This is a genomic window from Candidatus Omnitrophota bacterium (genome assembly GCA_030650275.1).
GTDB lineage: Bacteria > Omnitrophota > Gorgyraeia > Zapsychrales > Fredricksoniimonadaceae > JACPXN01.
This window is the reverse complement of sequence record JAUSEK010000023.1, coordinates 273,446-292,144: the sequence shown is the minus strand read 5'-3', so window position 1 is coordinate 292,144 and position 18,699 is coordinate 273,446. Positions and strand designations below refer to the sequence as shown.

Annotated in this window: 15 protein-coding genes and 1 tRNA gene; 3 read left to right on the top strand and 13 right to left on the bottom strand. The window is 51.7% G+C overall.

Translation table 11 applies throughout. The annotated features are described in order from the left end of the window. Positions 1-68 precede the first annotated feature (68 nt). Positions 69-266, top strand: a complete 198-nt coding sequence (locus Q7K71_07385; protein ID MDO8675915.1) for a hypothetical protein — start codon at positions 69-71, stop codon at positions 264-266. A gap of 178 nt (positions 267-444) precedes the next feature. On the opposite strand, the gene Q7K71_07380 is transcribed toward Q7K71_07385, so the two are convergent. Together Q7K71_07380 and Q7K71_07375 are read right to left on the bottom strand one after the other, a co-directional pair. Continuing rightward, positions 445-4,320 (bottom strand): hypothetical protein, encoded by a 3,876-nt coding sequence (locus tag Q7K71_07380; GenBank protein ID MDO8675914.1) that lies wholly within the window; start codon positions 4,318-4,320, stop codon positions 445-447. Positions 4,321-4,483: 163 nt separating this feature from the next. Beyond that, the gene (locus Q7K71_07375; GenBank protein MDO8675913.1) at positions 4,484-6,364 is read right to left on the bottom strand and encodes an ABC transporter ATP-binding protein; all 1,881 of its coding nucleotides are present in this window, start codon (positions 6,362-6,364) and stop codon (positions 4,484-4,486) included. Here Q7K71_07375 and Q7K71_07370 point away from each other — a divergent pair. Next, positions 6,339-7,277, top strand: a complete 939-nt coding sequence (locus Q7K71_07370; protein MDO8675912.1) for a Gfo/Idh/MocA family oxidoreductase — start codon at positions 6,339-6,341, stop codon at positions 7,275-7,277. The genes Q7K71_07375 and Q7K71_07370 overlap by 26 nt on opposite strands. Further along, positions 7,250-8,395: a lipid-A-disaccharide synthase gene (lpxB, locus tag Q7K71_07365; protein MDO8675911.1), complete on the top strand. Its 1,146-nt coding sequence runs from the start codon at positions 7,250-7,252 to the stop codon at positions 8,393-8,395. The genes Q7K71_07370 and lpxB overlap by 28 nt, the downstream gene beginning before the upstream one ends. Here lpxB and Q7K71_07360 read toward each other — a convergent pair. The 11 genes from Q7K71_07360 to Q7K71_07310 form a co-directional block, all read right to left on the bottom strand. Beyond that, positions 8,392-8,784, bottom strand: a complete 393-nt coding sequence (locus tag Q7K71_07360) for a tetratricopeptide repeat protein (GenBank protein ID MDO8675910.1) — start codon at positions 8,782-8,784, stop codon at positions 8,392-8,394. The two genes, lpxB and Q7K71_07360, sit on opposite strands and share 4 nt — an antisense overlap. Beyond that, positions 8,768-9,109 carry a hypothetical protein gene (locus Q7K71_07355; GenBank protein MDO8675909.1) on the bottom strand — a complete coding sequence of 114 codons (342 nt, stop codon included), beginning with the start codon at positions 9,107-9,109 and terminating at the stop codon, positions 8,768-8,770. Before Q7K71_07355 ends, Q7K71_07360 begins: the two co-directional genes overlap by 17 nt. Further along, positions 9,106-9,783, bottom strand: a complete 678-nt coding sequence (locus Q7K71_07350) for a cytochrome c biogenesis protein CcdA (protein ID MDO8675908.1) — start codon at positions 9,781-9,783, stop codon at positions 9,106-9,108. The genes Q7K71_07355 and Q7K71_07350 overlap by 4 nt, the downstream gene beginning before the upstream one ends. Before the next feature lie 433 nt (positions 9,784-10,216). Beyond that, positions 10,217-10,291, bottom strand: a tRNA-Arg gene (locus Q7K71_07345). Positions 10,292-10,540: 249 nt separating this feature from the next. Then, positions 10,541-11,050 carry a hypothetical protein gene (locus tag Q7K71_07340; protein MDO8675907.1) on the bottom strand — a complete coding sequence of 170 codons (510 nt, stop codon included), beginning with the start codon at positions 11,048-11,050 and terminating at the stop codon, positions 10,541-10,543. 26 nt (positions 11,051-11,076) lie between these two features. Beyond that, a complete protein-coding gene (locus tag Q7K71_07335; protein MDO8675906.1) occupies positions 11,077-11,598 on the bottom strand; it encodes a hypothetical protein in 522 nt (173 codons plus the stop codon). Between the two features lie 392 nt (positions 11,599-11,990). Beyond that, positions 11,991-13,688 carry a tetratricopeptide repeat protein gene (locus Q7K71_07330; protein MDO8675905.1) on the bottom strand — a complete coding sequence of 566 codons (1,698 nt, stop codon included), beginning with the start codon at positions 13,686-13,688 and terminating at the stop codon, positions 11,991-11,993. Beyond that, on the bottom strand, positions 13,688-14,209 hold the full coding sequence (locus Q7K71_07325) for an adenine phosphoribosyltransferase (protein ID MDO8675904.1): 522 nt from the start codon (positions 14,207-14,209) through the stop codon (positions 13,688-13,690). Before Q7K71_07325 ends, Q7K71_07330 begins: the two co-directional genes overlap by 1 nt. A gap of 45 nt (positions 14,210-14,254) precedes the next feature. Continuing rightward, the gene (locus Q7K71_07320; protein MDO8675903.1) at positions 14,255-15,109 is read right to left on the bottom strand and encodes a substrate-binding domain-containing protein; all 855 of its coding nucleotides are present in this window, start codon (positions 15,107-15,109) and stop codon (positions 14,255-14,257) included. Further along, positions 15,106-15,927, bottom strand: a complete 822-nt coding sequence (locus Q7K71_07315; GenBank protein MDO8675902.1) for a sigma-70 family RNA polymerase sigma factor — start codon at positions 15,925-15,927, stop codon at positions 15,106-15,108. The genes Q7K71_07320 and Q7K71_07315 overlap by 4 nt, the downstream gene beginning before the upstream one ends. 1 nt (position 15,928) lies before the next feature. Beyond that, positions 15,929-18,688: a putative PEP-binding protein gene (locus tag Q7K71_07310; GenBank protein ID MDO8675901.1), complete on the bottom strand. Its 2,760-nt coding sequence runs from the start codon at positions 18,686-18,688 to the stop codon at positions 15,929-15,931. Between the last annotated feature and the right edge of the window lie 11 nt (positions 18,689-18,699).

Genomic DNA, 18,699 nt, shown 5'->3' with positions numbered 1-18,699 from the left:
AAATACAATAGAAAAATAGTCCCAAACCCACCTTTCGCCATAACGGAAACCAAGCGAAAGGAGCCTGCATGCGCATCGCTCTCAACAAAAAGGCTGAAGAATGCCTGGCAAAGATCTATGGCGACCTTGGCAAGAACATCGTTAGCATTGGCGTTGCCAGCTATTTCTTCAAAGAATTACCCTTGCCATTCCGGATCGTACTCTTTATAATTGGGATAGGTTTGTTGGTCCTCAACGTGTATTTGATCTCTAAGAAGGGAGAATAACATATGGAAGGTCTTATCATTATTTCAATTGCCGCCATTGCCAGCTTCATCCTCGTTCTGATCAGTGACCACAATAAGAAACAAATGCGCCAGATGCATCATTCGCATCACGTAAAATAACCTTCGATCCTGATCGAACAAGGGGCAAAAAGGGACAGTTTAAACTGTCCCTTTTTATTTATAATGCCTTGGCTATGATTCCCTCCCCCTTGTGGGGAGGGTTAGGGAGGGGGTTGTGCTGCTGTAATTCGCTTAAGAAAGGCAGGGACGTGACGGGGACGATATTAATAATGACCGGCACAAAGCCCTCGATGCCTCGCAATTTCTCCATGTCCTGGAACTGCAGGGGCAGCGGCACACCCTTGCCGTCGCGCTTGATCTGCAGGTCCAAATTGGCGGAGTTCATGTCAATACCACCGGGTGAGCTTTCATTGGTCAATTTCGGCATACGTGACGCTGCCAAGACGGCCATGCGGAGTGTGGTTCCATCCACACGGGGCATGGGCTTCGGCAGGGGCAACGGTTCGGTGGGCACCGGCTCGAAAACATGGACAAGGATAAACCGTACGCGGGCCTGCCTCATGACAAACTCGTTCTCCGTGGGATTGGAGATACTAAAAGTGACGCCTTCCATTCTGATCGTAGAGTCCACTGTAAATGTGATGATACCATCGGCACTTAATCGGCCAGGCACTTCCTGCGTCACGGGCCGGCCATTAAGCGAACCCTTCATTTCCATTGTGACTGACGTCTGGGCATTAAGACCTTCAAACTGGACCAAACCCTGTACACCCTGACTTAGGATCGGCCCATTCTTAACGTCAACTTCCGAAATCCATGTGTTGGGATCCGTTTGAGAAGCCTTGAAAGAATTATCTCCAATGTTAAGCGGCCGTACAGCCGGTTGCCGACCGAGTTTTTGCAGCAATTCCATTCGAGCTGACTCAATCGTGGGCCAGCCAATAACGGGGGGTAAATCAGATGCTTGATATTCTTCGATGATGGCCCGTAATGCATTGGCAAGCAATCCATCATTCTCAGCGATCAGGGCCGCTGTTCCCATGGTCAATCCTTTTGATGTCAATTGCTGACGTATGGCCGTATCGCCACCTGATAATTGGCTGGCTTTATATCCTTCCATCGGTACACCCTGTCCCTCAAAAAACATCTCCGACAATAATAGCGCCATACGTTCTTTTAGGGGAGAAGGATTATTAGGACTGTCCGCAATGTCCAGCAACTTGTGAGCATATACTTCTTCCCGATCCTTATTTTCTAATGCTTGACGGAGATCGGCGTTCCCTTCCAGCAGCAGCTTAACAGCGAAAGCCGGAGCACCGTAGGCCGCCTGGACAAGGATATTACGCCCAAACGGACGGTTAACGTACTCGGCCATCTGCTGCAAGGAAGCCACAGGATCGCGAAACGCCTGCTGCCAACGCGCGGCCTCTGAATTTGGCGCTACAGGAAGCAAAATTGTGATCACCCTATCCTGTGCCGCTATGACCTGCGACAATCCATAAGGGGTAGCTACAATAAATCCTTCATCCTTGTTAGGCCGGCTGTAACGGTAAATGCCATAACCTTCGTTGGAATAGGTCGCCCTGTTACCTGGATTTTCAGGATGATCGAAATTCAACAGAGGTTCTCGATAGGAAAGATTTGCAGGGTTTAAATAATCAACTCCGTGCATTTCTCCAAGCACCCGGTTGATCCCTAAGCGGTACCTCCACTGACTTACTTCCGGCCGTGCCATCCAAGTCTGGCGCTGCCCAACTCCCTGAACAATGGATTGAACCACTTTCTCTAACGGGCCACCGCCAATTTCCTGACTCAACAGCCTATCAAATGTGTCTTTGGCCAATTCGAAGTCCTCTGGTGTACGGATTTGCGTACCCCCCAGCTCACGCACTTGCGCTCGTATATCTTCTGGTATTTTGGGTAATTGAGAAGGAGATGTGGGGGTTGGTGTTGGTATCTTGAGCTGGTGCCCTGTTAAAATACCGGCACCAATGGCAGCAACAGATGTTTTTAGCAAACTCCTTCGAGTCATCATAGCTGCGTCGGGCTTGGCCGCTTTGGCCACTGCTGTTCTATCACTCACCGTGGCCAAATAAAGATCCCCTTCCATACCTTCTTTCCAAAATGAATTCTTCCCGAGATCCACATTCTTAAAAACTGGGCTTGACTGCTTAAGAAAATTGAATTTTGAAATTATTAATTCTAAATAAGTATCCACAAGCCCTTCCATACCATAAACAGCAATGCTAGCTCCTTGCAATTTTCTTAACATATTTGATGCCCCTACTATCAACTCAATCAATTCTTCAAGCGCTTCCTTGGCTGGTTGAACTAATACAATGCTATCAACTGTGGCATCCGGTAAATACAGAACAATGTCAGCGAAACCACGAACCACTCTTATATTTTGAACCGCCTCTAAAGGATCGCTGCCAGATTTCTGCGCAGACAATCGCTCTGCCTCAAAATCAAGGGCAAAATCCTTATAGACTGTTTGACCCGTTGGATTGATCTTATATTCATCCGTAGCTAAAATAAACGCTTCTGGATTTTTCTTGGCCAATGCAAGCGCATTGTTCGTGTTGCCACTTCCGATCTCTATAATAATCTGTTTGCCTTGTCTGATGGCTAATTGAAGGGCATCGTACGCCTCATGAAATTTTCCATTACCTACCTGTTTCAGATAGGCTTCTAAAAGTGAAATTCCCTCTTGTTGGGCTAGGTCACTCACTAGTTGTGACCGGACATCAATGCGATTCTTAACCATGTTCTGCGCTTCATTGGGCCGTCCGGTGGTGATGGTAGTATTAACTTCATTAGGATCAAGATCAACCGTGGCGGAGTCTTCGTGGCCAAGGGCTGCTTCGTCAACAGCTTGAGCCACCACAGCAGGATCGACCGGATCACCTGCATGCACAATGGTGAGGGCTGCGGGGTTATTGCTTGTCATCATGGCCCGGTCAAATCCCCCCGAAAAATACTTCCTGGAAATTATTTGTTTGGTGTATTTATCCGTGTCTTCTTTGATGTAGTTGTAGACGCCCTTCTTAAAGGCCTTGAGGTATTGCTGGTAAATCCCTTCGATATCATAGTGTCCTGGATCCCCGACAGAAGCATTCGGGGATGACAATCCTTTCAGTTTACCTTTGTCAGCATAGACCTGACCCAAGAGGGATTGTTTAAGCGCTTTCTTATACCAGGTGGCTAAGATCATGGCTGAATAGATCTGACGCAATTGGGCGAAGTTCCTGCCTTCGTTGACTTCTTTTTCAAGGGCGGGTAAGACAATCTCACGGACGACCTGGGAACCTAATGTGTGCGCCTTATTAGCGCCTGGGTCCCCGACAGAAGATTTCGGGGACGACAATCCGTGGGCATTCGGGAATGACAATCCTGTATGTTTCTCTAAGGATAGATAGTCTTCCTCCAGCATCACTTTAAGATGGCTTTGGAGGATATAGGCGGTATTGCCGGATTCATAGACAACGGCCTTGTCAGGGATGATCCAGACCTTATTAAAGGTGTTGACTGGGATATTGGTTGTCCCGTACTGCTTAAAGGCCCTTTCATAGATGGTGTCCCAGAACTTTTGGCCTAATCCTTCTTCAGGATAGATCAAAGAGGCGGTGATCTGTTTGAGCAGGTAATCCTGGCCTAAAAGGTCACGACCCATTTCGGTTTTGCCGAAATTGCCTTCAATGATACGGTCTTTCTCATAGGGAGAGAGATTGACCCATTGATCTTTATCCGGAACGGTCAAAGAGGCCAGGAAGTACTTGATGAGCTTGTTGTATTGATGCCGCTTTTCGGCATCATCTCGAGTCCCGCTATGGCGGGACGAGAGATCTTCATCACCCCTGTGAATGAGGAAATCAAAACGAAGGGCGTTGTCCTGATGGATGGTAATACCTTTGAGATGGGCTGGGGTGAATTCAGGACTTAAAGCTATACGGACACCGGGTTTTGGCAGAACTAGTTCCTGTGCTTGGGCCGGTAAGGGGCCGAAGGTGTTGATCAAAAAAACTGTCAACACAATAACCCCCCGACACTGCCGGTACAGTCTGCGAAACGAAGCAATAGGGAATATTGGGGCACACATCATATATATCAAAGATGACATATAAATAAGCATAAAACAAGGGCTTGGGGGCGTTTTAGGGGAAGCGCTTTCCCCAACGGGGACATGTGTTTCAGCGCTACTCGGCGTGGAATTGGGTTTCGTACAGCCGGCGGTACAGCGGGCAGGAAAACAAAAGGTCATCGTGTTTGCCCATGCCCACGATGCGGCCGCCCTCGATGACGACGATCTTGTCCGCCTTCATGATGGTGGACAGACGGTGGGCGATGGCAATGACGGTGCGGCCCTCCATCAGCAGGTCCAGGGCCTGCTGGACGAATTTTTCCGACTCCGAATCCAGTTGGGACGTGGCCTCATCCAGGATCAACAGCGGCGGGTTTTTCAAAATGGCCCGCGCAATGGTCAACCGCTGCTTCTCCCCGCCGGAGAGACGAAAACCGCGGTCGCCGACCACGGTGGCGTAACCCTGGGGCATTTTTTCAACAAAGGCATGGGCAAAAGCGCTGGTGGCGGCCTGCTCGATCTGCATGGGGGTCGCGTCAAACGTGCCGTAGGCGATATTATTCCTGACCGTGTCATTAAAAAGGATGGCTTCCTGGGTGACGATGCCCACCTGCCCGCGCAGGGACTTGAACGAGGCCTCTTTGACATCCGTCCCGTCGAACAAGACCCTGCCAGCCGTCACGTCGTAAAAACGCGGGATCAGATTGACCAGGGTGCTTTTGCCCGAACCCGTGGGCCCGACAAGGGCCACCAGCTGTCCTTTTTTGATCTCCAAATTGATGTCTTCCAGCACCGTGCCCGACTCCTTGTCGTACGCGAAAGAAACATGGTCAAAAACGATCTTGTCTTTTAAGGGTTCGAACTCTCTGGGTTTAAGCGATTCCACCACCGTCGGTTTGGCCTCAAGGACATCATAAATGCGTTCATTGGCGGACAGCGCCTGCTGGAGGATGGCCTGGACATTGGCCAGCTTTTTAATGGGCCGTGTCAGCATGATGATATAGGTGAAGGACAGGGCGAACACGCCGAACGACAAATTGTTATTGAGCACTTCCCTGCCCAGCACCAGCATCACCGCGACCCCGCAAATAGCGCCGGCGATCTCCGTAATGGGGCCGCCGAGGTTCAAATTGTAAATGGATTTCATGCGGATGCGGTAATAATCCTGGTTGCGCTGGCGGAACCTCTGGATCTCATATTTCTCGGTGCAAAACGCTTTCAGGATGCGCGCGCCGGCAATGGTCTCCAGCAAATGGGACGTGATGTCCGCCATCTTCTCCTGCATGCCTCTGGCCAGTTTGCGCAGTTTCTTGCTGATGAGCGCCATGGGCCAGCCGATGAGGGGAAACAGCAAAAATACGATGGCCGTGCCTTTGGTGTTGATGATGAAGGCGAGACCGACATAGACGAGGATGATAAAGGGCTGTTTGAATAAGTCCGTCAATCCGTAAGAAATGCCGTTCTCGATCATGCCGACGTCATTGGTGATGCGCGCGATCAGCTCGCCGGTGCGTTTTTTGCTGAAATAATCCAGCGACAGGGTCTGGATGCGCTCAAACAGGCGCGAACGCACGTCGCGCATGACGGCCTGGGCGATGTCATTCATCAAATAGTCCGAGAAAAAAAGGATGACCTGTTTAATGATAAAAACGCCCAGAAAGATCAACGGCACCGCCCAGAACAGGACATGCACGTCAATATTATTGAGGCCTTCCACCATGTTTTGGATGAACAACGGGACTTGATTGGGCAGGATGATCTTCTTATTGGTGAAGATGCGGTCAATGACGGGGAGCATGAACGACAACTGCACCCCTTCGAACAAGGAAGAGACCAAGATCAGCAGGATCGCCCAGGAAAAACGCCTGCGATGGCCTTTGAGGAAAGCGAGCAATTTGAAATAATTAGCCACGAGGGGCAATTTAGCATGGGGTTTGACTTTTGACAAGGGCTTTGTTACTATCCAAAGCATGCGAAAGATCAATATCGCGCTCATCGGCGCCGGATATCTGGGCCAAAGGCATTTGAAGACGCTGCACGCCCTGCGCAACAAGGCCCATATCGTCGCTGTCTGCGATACTGATGCCGAAAAGGCCGGGGCCGCGGGCCGGCAATACCACGTCCCCCATTTTAACAATTATAAAGATCTGTTGGGCCTGCCTTTGGAAGCGGTGAGCATCTGCACCCCCACCGTCACCCATACCGAGGTTGCCCGGTTCTTTTTAGAGAACAAGGTCCACACCTTTGTTGAAAAACCCATCACCTATACCCTAAAAGAAGCCGACACCCTCATTGCTTTGACGGCGAAGAACAACTTGAAACTGCAGGTCGGGCATGTGGAGCGGTTCAATTCCGCGTTCGTGGCCGTCGAGCCCTTGGTCAAGGATCCGCTTTTTATTGAATGCCACCGTTTGAACATGTTCCCCAACCGCTCTTTGGACATCGGGGTGGTGATGGACCTGATGATCCACGACATTGACATCATTTTGGGTCTGGTCAAATCGCCGGTCAAGGACATCCAGGCGGTCGGCGTCAATGTGCTCACCGACCGGGAAGACATCGCCAACGCGCGGCTCACCTTTGCCAACGGGTGCGTATGCAATGTGACCGCAAGCCGTATTTCACCCGAGGTCACGCGCAAGATCCGCATGTTCACCAAAAATGCCTATATCTCCCTGGACTATGCCAAACAGGAAGCGAACATGTATACCAAGGACGAACGCGGCATCCACAAACGCGGCCTGCCCATCGAAAAAGAAGAACCGCTGAAAAAAGAACTTGAATCCTTCCTCGACTGCGTGCGCGAAGACCGCAAACCCGTGGTCAGCGGCACCGAAGCCAGAGAAGCCCTCCAGGTGGCCCTGGCCATCACCGAAAAAATATGGGAACACCGCAAAAACACCTTATGATCGTGGCCGGCGAGGCCTCGGGCGACATGCGCGCCGCGGGCATCGTCAGGGCGCTCAAGCTGTCCTGTCCATTTCCCCTGCGTTTCTCCGGTGTCGGCGGCACGCACATGGCGGACTGCGGGGTCGAACTGTTCGCGGACATCCATGACCTGGCTGTCATCGGTATCGGCGACGTCATCAAAAATTTTGGCCGCATCAAACAGATCTTTGACCGCGCGCTCAAACACATGGACAAGGACAGGCCCGACGCTGTTTTGCTGGTGGATTATCCGGGGTTCAATCTGCGCCTGGCGCGGGAGATCAAAAAACGCGGCATCAAGGTCATCTATTACGTCAGCCCGCAGGTCTGGGCGTGGCAGGAGAGCCGGGTCAAGGCCATCAAGACGCTGGTGGACCGCATGCTGGTCCTTTTTCCTTTTGAAAAGGACATTTACGCCAAATACGGCATGGCGGTGGATTATGTGGGCCACCCGCTTGTTGATGAAGTGGTTTTGACCCAGCCGCCGGCAAGCATCCGGGCCTCTTTAGGATTTAAACCGACGGAGAAGATCATCGGGCTTTTGCCCGGCTCGCGGCCCCAGGAGATCGAACGGCATTTGCCCGTGATGATCGGTGCCGCGGAAATTCTGGCCCAAAAGGATCCGGCCTACCGCTTCCTGCTTTTAAAAGCAGAGTCCATCCCGACGACGATGATCGAACGTCATCTGCGCCGGTCCAAGGTCAAGGTGATGGTGCATGACGGCCCCATCTACGACGGCATCGGCATCATGGATTTAAGCATCGTGGCCTCGGGCACCGCGACGCTGGAAACAGGCCTGCTTTTAAAACCCATGGTCATCATGTACAAAACCACACCCTTCACCTATTGGCTGGGCAAAATGCTCATCAAACTGCCTTTTATCGGATTGGTCAACGTGGTGGCGGGGAAAAAAGTGGTTGAAGAATTCATTCAGGATAAAGCCACACCGCAAAACATCGCAACGGCTGTACAGAAAATCCTGTCCTCCCCCGAGATCTATGGCCGGCTGACCAACGAACTGGCCGTCCTCAAGGCCTCCCTCGGCGCCCCCGGCGCCAGCGCCCGTGCGGCGCGCATTATCCAAGATGAATTGGCCTAATCCGGCGTATGGGCCTTAAGGGCGTCTTCCAATTCTTTGGTGCGGTTCTCGGCCATCTCCCCCCAGAACGCGTCCCCTCCCTTTGCCTCATCCATGACCTTGTGATAGATCGAAATGGCCTTCTGCGCATCCCCCAACTGCTCATAACAATACCCTAAATAATACAAAGATGTGACGTACAAAGGGCTGTCGGAGTATTCGGCGAGGTACCGGTGGAAGAGTTCCTTGGCCTGGCCCCACCTGCCCTTCTCATAAAGCCGCACGGCCTTGTTATACACGTCGGTGGCCGGCGCCGAACGCTCATCCGCCCGGACAACGGCAGCCATAAAAATAAAAAGGGCCAGTCCTAAAAATAAGGCCGGCCCTTTTGAATTACTTATTTTCGGCATTCGCTTGATCTTCGTTGTCTTGATCTACGCCCCCTTGATCAATCGCTTGGTCGTCATTCACTTCATCCGTATTCTCCTGGTCAGCATTTGTTTGCGCGTTCATCGGCGGGGTGACCATGTCTTCTTCGCTGCCGTAATACTCCTCATCATCCGTCCCGTAACCTTCATCATTGGCAACGGTCTCGTCCCCGGCATTATCCGACGGGTCAAGAACAGCCGCCTCATTGCTTTGGACATTATTGGCCATGAGTTTGGCTTCCTGGGCCCAAACGCGGCCAACGGTCAAAAAAACGGCACACACGGTCACGACAACGATTTTGTTCATAGCACGCTCCTTATTATTCCTTGATAGATGAAATAGGCCCCCGCTCCCAATAAGATCAGCCCCGAGATCTGTTTGACCCGCACAAGCCATGCCCCGCTTTTGGGCAAGCGGCTTAAAAACCCGCTGAAAGTCCCGACGAGAATTAAAGAAAAACCCATGCCGTAAGCAAAAACGAACATGAGCGACGCGCCGTGCCAGATATTGTGTTTGGAGGCGACGTAGACCAACAGCGAACCCAGCACCGGCGCCGTGCACGGGCCGATGACCAGGGCGGAGGTCATGCCGAAGAGCAGAACCGCCCACCAACGATCCGGTTTAAGTTTATGATGCACGTGCCGGCCGACGGCCGGGAGCTCGATCTTGTCAAACATCACAAACGCGAAAACAATGAGCAGGATACCGATGGTCCAATAGAACGCGGGGCTGTTCTGGATCTGCCCGAAGATCTTTCCGGTCAGCGCCGCGAATACCGCCAAGGCGGCATACACCAGCGCCATCCCCAAAACGTACACGAGGGAAATCAAAAACCCATGCCAGCGCGTACCGCTGGTATTGGCCGCCGCGATGAAAGAGGCGGTCAAAGGCATCACCGGATACACGCAAGGGGTAAAACTGACCGCAACGCCGGAAGCGAACACGGCCAGATAATCCAGGATGTTACCTGAAATGTGCATAGAACCTTTGTAAAAAACGCCCCCGGTTGGAATCCCCCACCCCGCCAAGGCGGGGCGGGGTCCCGCTTACCTCAATGTCTTTCTCCAGATAAGCGGGAGAAGCAACAACCTAGGTTCCGAAAGCAGAGCTTTCGGAAAGAGCCTCGCTCTACTACAATATCATCTGACCGGATTGAACAATTTTCTCAATATAATCCCGCCTTTTATACCGCTTGACCTTTAGTTCCGCTTTTTTCGCATCAGAATACACTGCGTAGTGCTGCATAAAAACCACCTTCCATGGTTTGTATGCTTTCGTTGACAGCACTAACCCGGCATTATGCTTAATAATCCTGTTATTAAAATCTGTTGTGCTGCCAATATAATATCTGCCTGTTTTTTCACTTTGTAAAATATACAGGGCATTCATATCAAACCAACAGCAATATTTAAACGCCCCCGGGCCGAATCGAACGGCCAACCTAGACCTTAGGAGAGTCTCGCTCTATCCAAATTGAGCTACAGGGGCATTCTAAATCAACTGATAACATACGCCAGCTCTGCCTATTTTCTCACTTTGTAAAATATACAGAGCATTCATAATATTTAAACGCGGATCTCTTGATGGCAGTCGAACACTTCAAATCCAAGGTGTTAAAATACTTGTGAAACTTTATAAGTATCGTAAACTTAAGTGGACAAAGAGTTTCGCTATCTTTAGGCCAACCATTTACAAGAAATTCTTAAACGTGGTACTCTAACTGCCTTATTGATCAGTTCATAACTTTAAGAATATTACTGAGTACCCAACCATAAAAATGCCAAATAAGAATGAGGCCATTTGTGAATACAGAAAACCTTTAAATCCGATCGTCAAGATGGATTCTTCTGTATATTCTGTAATTAAATCTTTCGCAATTTTTGGGATTGCAGCGTCGCCTTCTTCCATGATCTTTTTAACTTTCTTTCTGCTTTTTTTATCCAATTCTGCAGATCTTTTTAGCAGGTTACTACCAAAAGAAAGATGTTGTAGGATACCAAGAAATATGGAAACTACTAGTGGGAGGAACGCTTCTCGTAAAGATAAGAGAAGCATGATTGTCTTAGGAGATTCTATATTGATGTTTTGCAAATAAAACATTATTAAAGCACCGATCGATGCAACGCTCCAACCAATGAGAAAACGGCAGACTATAAATTCTTGCTCATTTGCCTGTTGAGTAAAGCTATTTATGTCTTTTGCTTTATTGGTTAAGTCGTCTTCTATAAATTTCTTAATTTCTTCCATTTTACTTTATTAGGCGATTCCGGTCCCTATATTTTGGTTGCATCTATGGGCATATTTACTCCCAACGTTGGCCTACAAACACTACCTGCATAGTTATACCATCCTTGTCGGTATGCATCTTCGCCTTCAAACGCTTTACAAATTTCATTATAGGATTTCCCTTGGCCAACCAATTCTTGAATTTTTTTCTGGTTTTCCTCAACGTTCTCCTTGGCAAACTCGGCTAGACTCATAATTTCTTCTTCTGACATATATTTATTAATTTTCCCAGAAAATGTATTTTTAACAAAACTGACCGCCTTTTGTACATCCCCCTGTTGCAGAGCAATTTCTTTCTGGACATCAGAAGCAAGCGCAGCCTTTCTCTCAAGATAATATTTATTATCAGTCCTTGGTTCAGCTTTAAGGCCAAGTTTTTTCTTTATGTCATAAATATCATCCGCAATGCCTTCGAGTATACTTTCATACTTGTTAATACGATTTCCCAACTTAGTCCATAGCCATACGAAAAGCATTACACAAATAAAAATAATAATCCAATCAATCATTTTACATTCCTTTCGTTATCCCAGAGAGCACATACTTTCTTAGGTTTTTCAATTTCTTCCATTTCTTACCCATGACACTGATTAACTGGCCGGTTAAAGAATGTGCGTTCAATGGTGTTCAACTTACCGTCAAACTAAGCGCCCCCGGTTGGAATCCCCCGCCACGCCAAGGCGGGGCGGGGTCCCGCTTACCTCAACGTCTTTCTCCAGATAAGCGGGAGAACCAACAGCCTAGGTTCCGAAGACTCTGTCTTCGGAAAGAGCCTCGCTCTATCCAAATTGAGCTACAGGGGCAAATTTCCTTAATGTTTTTATTCCAGATAAATTTGCCCCGTAGCCTCGCCGAAGCCAAACGCGAAGCATTTTGGCGAAGGCGGGCAGGGGCATCCGTATCACTTTTTATTCTTGTACGGCTCTAAAGATTTTAAATAGCTTTCCGGAGGATTATACCCCAAAAGCCGCGCTTCTTCCAGATATCGCCGCGCGCCCTGAAAATCGCGGGACTTAAAAGACAAAATGGACAAATTCACGTAAGCGTTCTGGTGATCGGGGTTGATCGCCACGGTTTTAAGATACGCGGCCATGGCCTCGGCGTATTGGGTCAGCACCGCGTAGACGTTGCCCATATTGTAGTAGGCCTCGGCATATTTGGGGTCCGCCTCGACCGTCTTTTCGTAGAAAGCAATGGCCTCTTTGAGGTCCCCCCTGGCCTCGCTCAAATAACCGAGGTTAAAATACCCGTCGGCGTTGGCAGGGTCCAGGTCCACGGTCTTCTGATACAGATACCGGGCCCTGTCCGCGTCACCCAGGGCATTATAAATGATACCGATGTTCAAATATCCGTTGGCAAACTTAGGATGAGAACGGACCAGACGCTCATACAATGCCAAAGCGGTCTTCAGATCGCCGGCCTGTCTGTACAAGCCGGCCAGACGGTACAGCGGTTTGTCATAATCGCCTTTGAGTTCCAGGGCCTTGCGGTAAAAACGCACGGCCTCTTCCCGCCCGCCGACCTGCTCGTACAGGAATCCCAAATTAAAAAAATCCACGGCCCCGTATTTCTTGCGCTTGGCCCATTGCTCGTAGGCGGCCAGGACCTCTTCCCTTTTTTCCCGGTACACGGATGACTGCGGGTCGTCGGAAGCGACATTGTAAGCGTCAATGACCCGGGCCATGGCTTTTTCGTCGTCGGGAAAAGCGGCGAGAAGGCGGTTAAAAACAGTGACCGCCTCCTGCGGCTTGCCCATGCGCTGATACGCGCGGCCCAAGGCGAAATACACCTCCTGCCGTCCGGGGTCAACGGCAAGCGTTTTGCCATACCAGGCCACGGCATCCTGCCAGCGCCCTAATTCGGCGTAAAAGTCGGCCAGATCATAACACGCCTGCCCGTAACCAGGGTCCATGGACACGGCTTTAAGGTATATTTTCTCGACGGCATTGATCATCTCGAGCGTGTCCTTGTCGGGAGCGACGTTATTGTCCGCGTAGTCCCGTGCTTTTTGGTATTCCGGCAAAGCCCGGGTGGCCGCGGCCAAATTGTCAAGAACGATCGGGTGCGCCGACAGGCGGGCCTGATACTGCCATAAACGCACGGGATCCAGTCCCAGAGAAACCTGCGCGTAGGACAAAGTCACAAGCCCCGTCAATAAGATGAAGACGGCCGCGACGAACAAATACCGGATGATCGCCTCCTGCCCGGCCAAAAACCGGTACAGGCGCGCGATGAGCGCGGCCGCGGCCAAAGATAAAAAAATGGACGGCACATACATCAGCCGTCCCACATTAATAACGACCGCATCCGCGGGACTTAAATGCGCAAAAGACACCAGCGCTTGCGGCAAAGGATGGACCAAGGACATGTCCACCGGGAACGCCCATTGTTTTATTCCCGCGGCCATTGCCCACAGCCATGCCGCCGCTGATGCCGGAAGGACCAGAGGCATCCCCAAAAGCATTTCTGCTTTTCCCGGATGCACGGCGAACAATACAGCGGCCAGCAACGCTGCCGGCATCGCGAAACCCCGGCGCAAGGCGATGCCCAAGACCATCAGCGTCACCGCGATATGGACAAAACAATTGAACAAAATCATCAGTATTGAATAACGGAATAAATGGGCAGGTCTTTAAGGCGTTCTTTGCCTTTGAGGAACCGCAATTCCACCAGGAACGCCACGCCGACGATCCTGGCCTTCTGGGCGATGATCAGGTCGACCACGGCTTTGATCGTGCCGCCGGTAGCCAGAAGATCATCCACGATCAGGACCCTGGCCTTGGGCGCCAGGGCGTCCTCGTGGATCTCCAAAGTGTCGGTGCCGTATTCGAGTTTGTAGGTGACGCTTTTGGTTTTATAAGGAAGCTTGCCTTTTTTGCGCACCGGGATGAAACCGACACCCAGTTTATAAGCCAGTGCCGCCCCGAAAATAAAACCGCGCGCCTCCACCCCGACGACATAATCAATGCGCTCTTTGCCGAACTTGCGCGCCAGCTCGTCAATGGATTTCCGGAATGCCTCCTTGTTCTTGAGGAGTGTGGAAATGTCCTTGAAAATGATCCCCTCTTGCGGGAAATCAGGGATGTCGCGGATGTGTTTTTTTAAATCGGCAACTTTCATAAAAATCTTACCTGTAGGGGCGTATGGCCATACGCCCCTACATATTTATTTTAACGCCGCCATGGATTCCGCCTTGAGAAATCTTGCCGGCAGGACTTCCTTGACCGGAAGTTTCGCTTTGCCGTGGCTGATCTGGTAGAGCATTTCCAATCCCAGACGGCCCATCTCGACTAAGGGCTGGGCCACGGTGGCGAGTTTGACGGGACTGTGCGCGTTCAGAGGATTGTCGTCAAAACCGCAAATGGACAGGTCACCGGGCACGGTGATCTTTCTGGATTTGGCCACGTCGATGGCTTCCAAGGCCATCACGTCGGAGGCGGCAAAAATGGCCGTCGGGCGGTCCTTGAGCTTCAAAAGTTCCTGCGCTCCCTGGCGCGCCGGTGTCCTTAAAAATCCGCCGATCTTGACGTAACTTTTGTCCACTGCAATATCATGTTTCTTGAGCGCGTCGGTATAACCATCCAAACGGGACTGGCCGGCCTGGGTGGACAGGTCCCCGGCAATGGTGGCGATCCTGGTGTGGCCCAGTTTAACGAATTCTTCCACCACCTGTACCGCGGCCTTGTAATTATTGACCGCGATATAATTGATGGGCTCGAAAATGATATTGTTCAGGACCAGACACGGCATGCCGCGCATGATGGCGCGCTTGACCATGTCGAGGTCATTGTCAATGTCGGCGAAAAGGATGCCGTCGACGTGCTTGCGGTCGAGGATGGTCGGATCCAGCCACGTCGCGTGGTTGGAACGGTCGGTGATGTGCACCAGAAAGTCAACGTTCAGGCGGCTGGCCGCCAGATTGACGCCCTTGGTAATCTCGCCGGTATAAAAGGAATGGAAAATATCCTCAAAACGGGGCAGGATCAAAACGTAGATCGGTTTGCGTTTAGTCATGGTCATGGGTGATCCTCCACTGTCTCCTTGTCATGGAGAACTTTTCTCAATTTCTGTATGGTCAATTCTTCCACCTGGCGCACGCGCTCGCGCGAGATGCCCAGCCGCTTGGCGATCTTGGACAGGGTGTACCTTTCCCCGTCGGCCAAACCGAACCGCATGTCGATGATGATCCGTTCGCGTTCGTCCAGGGATTCCAAAATGGAACGCGCGCGCTCCTTGGTGAAGAACAGCTCAACGTCCGCGTCAGGGGTGGCAAAACTCTCGTCCTCGATGATGTCCTTGATCTTCCCGTCCCCGTCCTCCCCCAGCGGGGCGTCCAGACTGGACATCTTGGTGATGGCCCCGTCCAGATCGCGCACTTTATGGACGGTGACTTTCATCCGCTTGGCGATCTCGGCGATGGTCGGACGGCGTTTGAATTGATGGGTCAATTTCTCGACCATCTTGCGGTATTTGATGATCTCCTCGTTGAGATACACGGGCACGCGGATCATCTTGCCCTGGTCGATGATGGCGCGCGAGATGCCCTGCTTGATCCACCAGGCCGCGTAGGTGGAAAAACGGAAACCCTTTTCAGGGTCAAACTTGTCCACCCCGCGCATGAGCCCGATATTGCCTTCCTCGATCAGATCGCTTAAAGAGATGCCCAAATTGACGTAACGCTTGGCCATGCTGATAACCAGCCGTAAATTGGAGTTGATCATTCTCTCGCGGGCCTTCTTGTTGCCTTTTTTGATCAGGCGCGCCAGGTCCACTTCCTCCTGCGCTGTCAGCAGGGGGATATTTTTGATCTCCTTTAAATACGCTTTGATCGGGTCCATTTTATTTCTTTTGATCCTGCAGGGCCGCTTGAGCGGCAGCCAGACGCGCGATCGGCACGCGATACGGCGAGCAGGACACATAATTCATGCCGGCTTTGTGGCAAAACTTGACACTCTCCGCCTCACCGCCATGCTCGCCGCAAATGCCCACCTTGAGGTCTTTTTTCGTCGAGCGGCCGCGTTCAATGCCCAATTTAACCAGCAGGCCGACCCCGTCCTGGTCTAAACTTTGGAACGGATCGTCCTTGAAAATGCCCTTGCCGCCGTCCTTCTCGGTCGCGACATAGGTCGGCAGGAAACGTCCGGCATCGTCACGGGACAGCCCCAGGGTCATCTGGGTCAGGTCATTGGTGCCAAAGCTGAAGAACTCGGCCACTTCGGCGATCTGGTCGGCCAACAGGGCCGCGCGCGGGATCTCGATCATTGTACCAACAAGATACGGCAGTTTCACGCCGGCCTGTTTGATGAGTTTCTCGGCCACCACACGGGTCTGCTGTTCCATGATCTCGAATTCTTTCCTGTCCATGGTCAGCGGGATCATGATCTCCGGCAAAACCTTGATGCCCTCTTTTCTGCATTTGACGGCGGCCTGGATAATGGCCGTCACCTGCATGTCCAGGATCTCCGGATACGTGATGCACAAACGGCATCCGCGGTGGCCCAGCATGGGGTTGGACTCATGCAATTGTTCGCAACGGTGTTTGATCTTCTCCACCGATATCCCCGTGATCTTGCTCAATTTCTCAACACCGGCATTGTCTTTGGGCGTGAACTCGTGCAGGGGCGGGTCGATCAGACGGATCGTCACCGGAAAACCGTTCATGGCCTTGAAAATGCCGTAAAAGTCGTCGGTCTGGAACGGCAAAAGTTTCGCCAGCGCGATCTTGCGGGCATCCAGCGTTTCGGCCACGATCATTTCCTGGATGGCCAGACGGCGCTCCTCGGTGTCAAAGAACATGTGCTCGGTGCGGCACAGCCCGATGCCTTCAGCACCCATCTTGATGGCGTTGACGGCGTCATACGGCGTGTCCGCGTTGGTGCGGACGTTCATGGTGCGAAATTGGTCCGCCCATTTGAGGATCGTATAATACGCCGGGGGAAGTTCCGGTTCCTTTAAGGCCAGGTTACCGCTGTAGATCTTGCCGGCGGAACCGTCAAGGGTGATATAATCGCCCTGCTTGACGGTTTTGCCGTTAACGGTCATGGATTTGGCTTCATAATTGATGTTGAGGGCCTCGCATCCGACGATACAGCATTTGCCCCAGCCGCGGGCCACCACCGCCGCGTGACTGGTCTTGCCGCCGGTGGCTGTCAAAATGCCTTTGGCCGCGTGCATGCCGCCGACATCCTCGGGACTGGTCTCCTTGCGCACCAGAATGACCTTCTCGCCTTTATGCCCCATCTTTTCCGCTTCGGCGGCGGTGAACACCACCTTGCCCGCGGCAGAGCCGGGGACGGCATTGATTCCGCTGCCCAAACGTATTTTCTTTAACTCTTCGGCGCTGATCTTCTTGGTGTCGATGACAGGATAAAAAAGGCGCTCAATATCATCGGAAGAAATGCGGCTGACCGCCTGTTCTCTGGTGATGACCGGCTTAAGGGCCAATTGGGCGTATTTCTTGGGCAGATAACCTTTTTTGACCAGGTCATTGGCCTGGCGGCCGGTCAACAACGGTTTGGTCGTCTGGTCCAACGCGATGCTGAATGCCGCGGCCGGTGAACGCTTGCCTGTCCGGCACTGCAGCATATACAATTTCTGGTCTTCAATGGTGAATTCAAGGTCCTGCATTTCCTTATAGTGACACTCAAGGATGGCACGCACCGCGCACAACTGGTCATAGGCCTTGGGCATCGTTTCGCGCAAAGTGGAAAGTTTGAGCGGCGTGCGGATGCCGGCCACCACGTCCTCGCCCTGGGCATTGATGAGATAATCCCCATAGAACGTATTCTCGCCGGTGTTGGGGTCACGGGTGAAGCACACGCCAGTCCCGCTGTCCTCCCCTTTATTGCCGAAGACCATTTGCACGACGTTGACGGCCGTGCCTTTGAGGTCTGTGATCTTCTCCACGCGCCGGTAGGTCTGGGATTTTTCCGCTTCCCAGCTGTTAAAGACAGCCGTGATGGCACCCCACAATTGTTCCCAGGGGTCCTGCGGGAAATCCTCCCCTTTGTTCATTTTATAAAAGGCCTTGAACTGCGCGCAAAGTTCCTTGAGTTTCTCGGCGGGAATTTCAGGGTCGGTCTTGACGCCGATCTCATGCTTCATTTCATTGAGCATGTCTTCCATGGGCTGCTTGGAAAGCCCCATGGCCGTGCTGGAAAACATCTGGATGAAACGGCGGTACGCGTCATAGGCGAAACGCGGATTGTCTGTTTTTTTGGCCAGCCCCTCGACGCTTTTGTCATTGAGCCCCAAGTTCAAAATGGTCTCCAGCATACCGGGCATGGAACGCGCGGCGCCGGAGCGCACGGAAACGAGCAAAGGATCATGGGAGGCCCCCAGTTTCTTGCCTGCGGCTTTTTCAAGTTTAAGCACGGCCTCGCGCACTTCTTTTTCCAAGCCCTGAGGAAGTTTGCGGCCAAGTTTATAATAGGCCTCGCAGGTCTGGACGGTGACCGTAAAGCCCGCCGGAACCGAAATGCCGATCGCCGTCATTTCCATGAGGCCGATGCCCTTGCCGCCAAGAACGCTCTTGGTCAATGCCTCGCCTTTGGCTTCTGCTTTGCCGGCGCCGTAAGAATAAACGTACTTTTTTGTCATTCCTGTTCCTC

Bases quoted from the DNA above. Each gene is read 5' to 3' on its own strand.
- Q7K71_07385 (MDO8675915.1), top strand. From the start codon at position 69: ATGCGCATCGCTCTCAACAAAAAGGCTGAAGAATGCCTGGCAAAGATC.
- Q7K71_07370 (MDO8675912.1), top strand. From the start codon at position 6,339: ATGCGAAAGATCAATATCGCGCTCATCGGCGCCGGATATCTGGGCCAA.
- Q7K71_07375 (MDO8675913.1), bottom strand. From the start codon at position 6,364: ATGAGCGCGATATTGATCTTTCGCATGCTTTGGATAGTAACAAAGCCC.
- lpxB (MDO8675911.1), top strand. From the start codon at position 7,250: ATGGGAACACCGCAAAAACACCTTATGATCGTGGCCGGCGAGGCCTCG.
- Q7K71_07360 (MDO8675910.1), bottom strand. From the start codon at position 8,784: ATGCCGAAAATAAGTAATTCAAAAGGGCCGGCCTTATTTTTAGGACTG.
- Q7K71_07355 (MDO8675909.1), bottom strand. From the start codon at position 9,109: ATGAACAAAATCGTTGTCGTGACCGTGTGTGCCGTTTTTTTGACCGTT.
- Q7K71_07350 (MDO8675908.1), bottom strand. From the start codon at position 9,783: ATGCACATTTCAGGTAACATCCTGGATTATCTGGCCGTGTTCGCTTCC.
- Q7K71_07340 (MDO8675907.1), bottom strand. From the start codon at position 11,050: ATGGAAGAAATTAAGAAATTTATAGAAGACGACTTAACCAATAAAGCA.
- Q7K71_07335 (MDO8675906.1), bottom strand. From the start codon at position 11,598: ATGATTGATTGGATTATTATTTTTATTTGTGTAATGCTTTTCGTATGG.
- Q7K71_07330 (MDO8675905.1), bottom strand. From the start codon at position 13,688: ATGATTTTGTTCAATTGTTTTGTCCATATCGCGGTGACGCTGATGGTC.
- Q7K71_07325 (MDO8675904.1), bottom strand. From the start codon at position 14,209: ATGAAAGTTGCCGATTTAAAAAAACACATCCGCGACATCCCTGATTTC.
- Q7K71_07320 (MDO8675903.1), bottom strand. From the start codon at position 15,109: ATGACCATGACTAAACGCAAACCGATCTACGTTTTGATCCTGCCCCGT.
- Q7K71_07315 (MDO8675902.1), bottom strand. From the start codon at position 15,927: ATGGACCCGATCAAAGCGTATTTAAAGGAGATCAAAAATATCCCCCTG.
- Q7K71_07310 (MDO8675901.1), bottom strand. From the start codon at position 18,688: ATGACAAAAAAGTACGTTTATTCTTACGGCGCCGGCAAAGCAGAAGCC.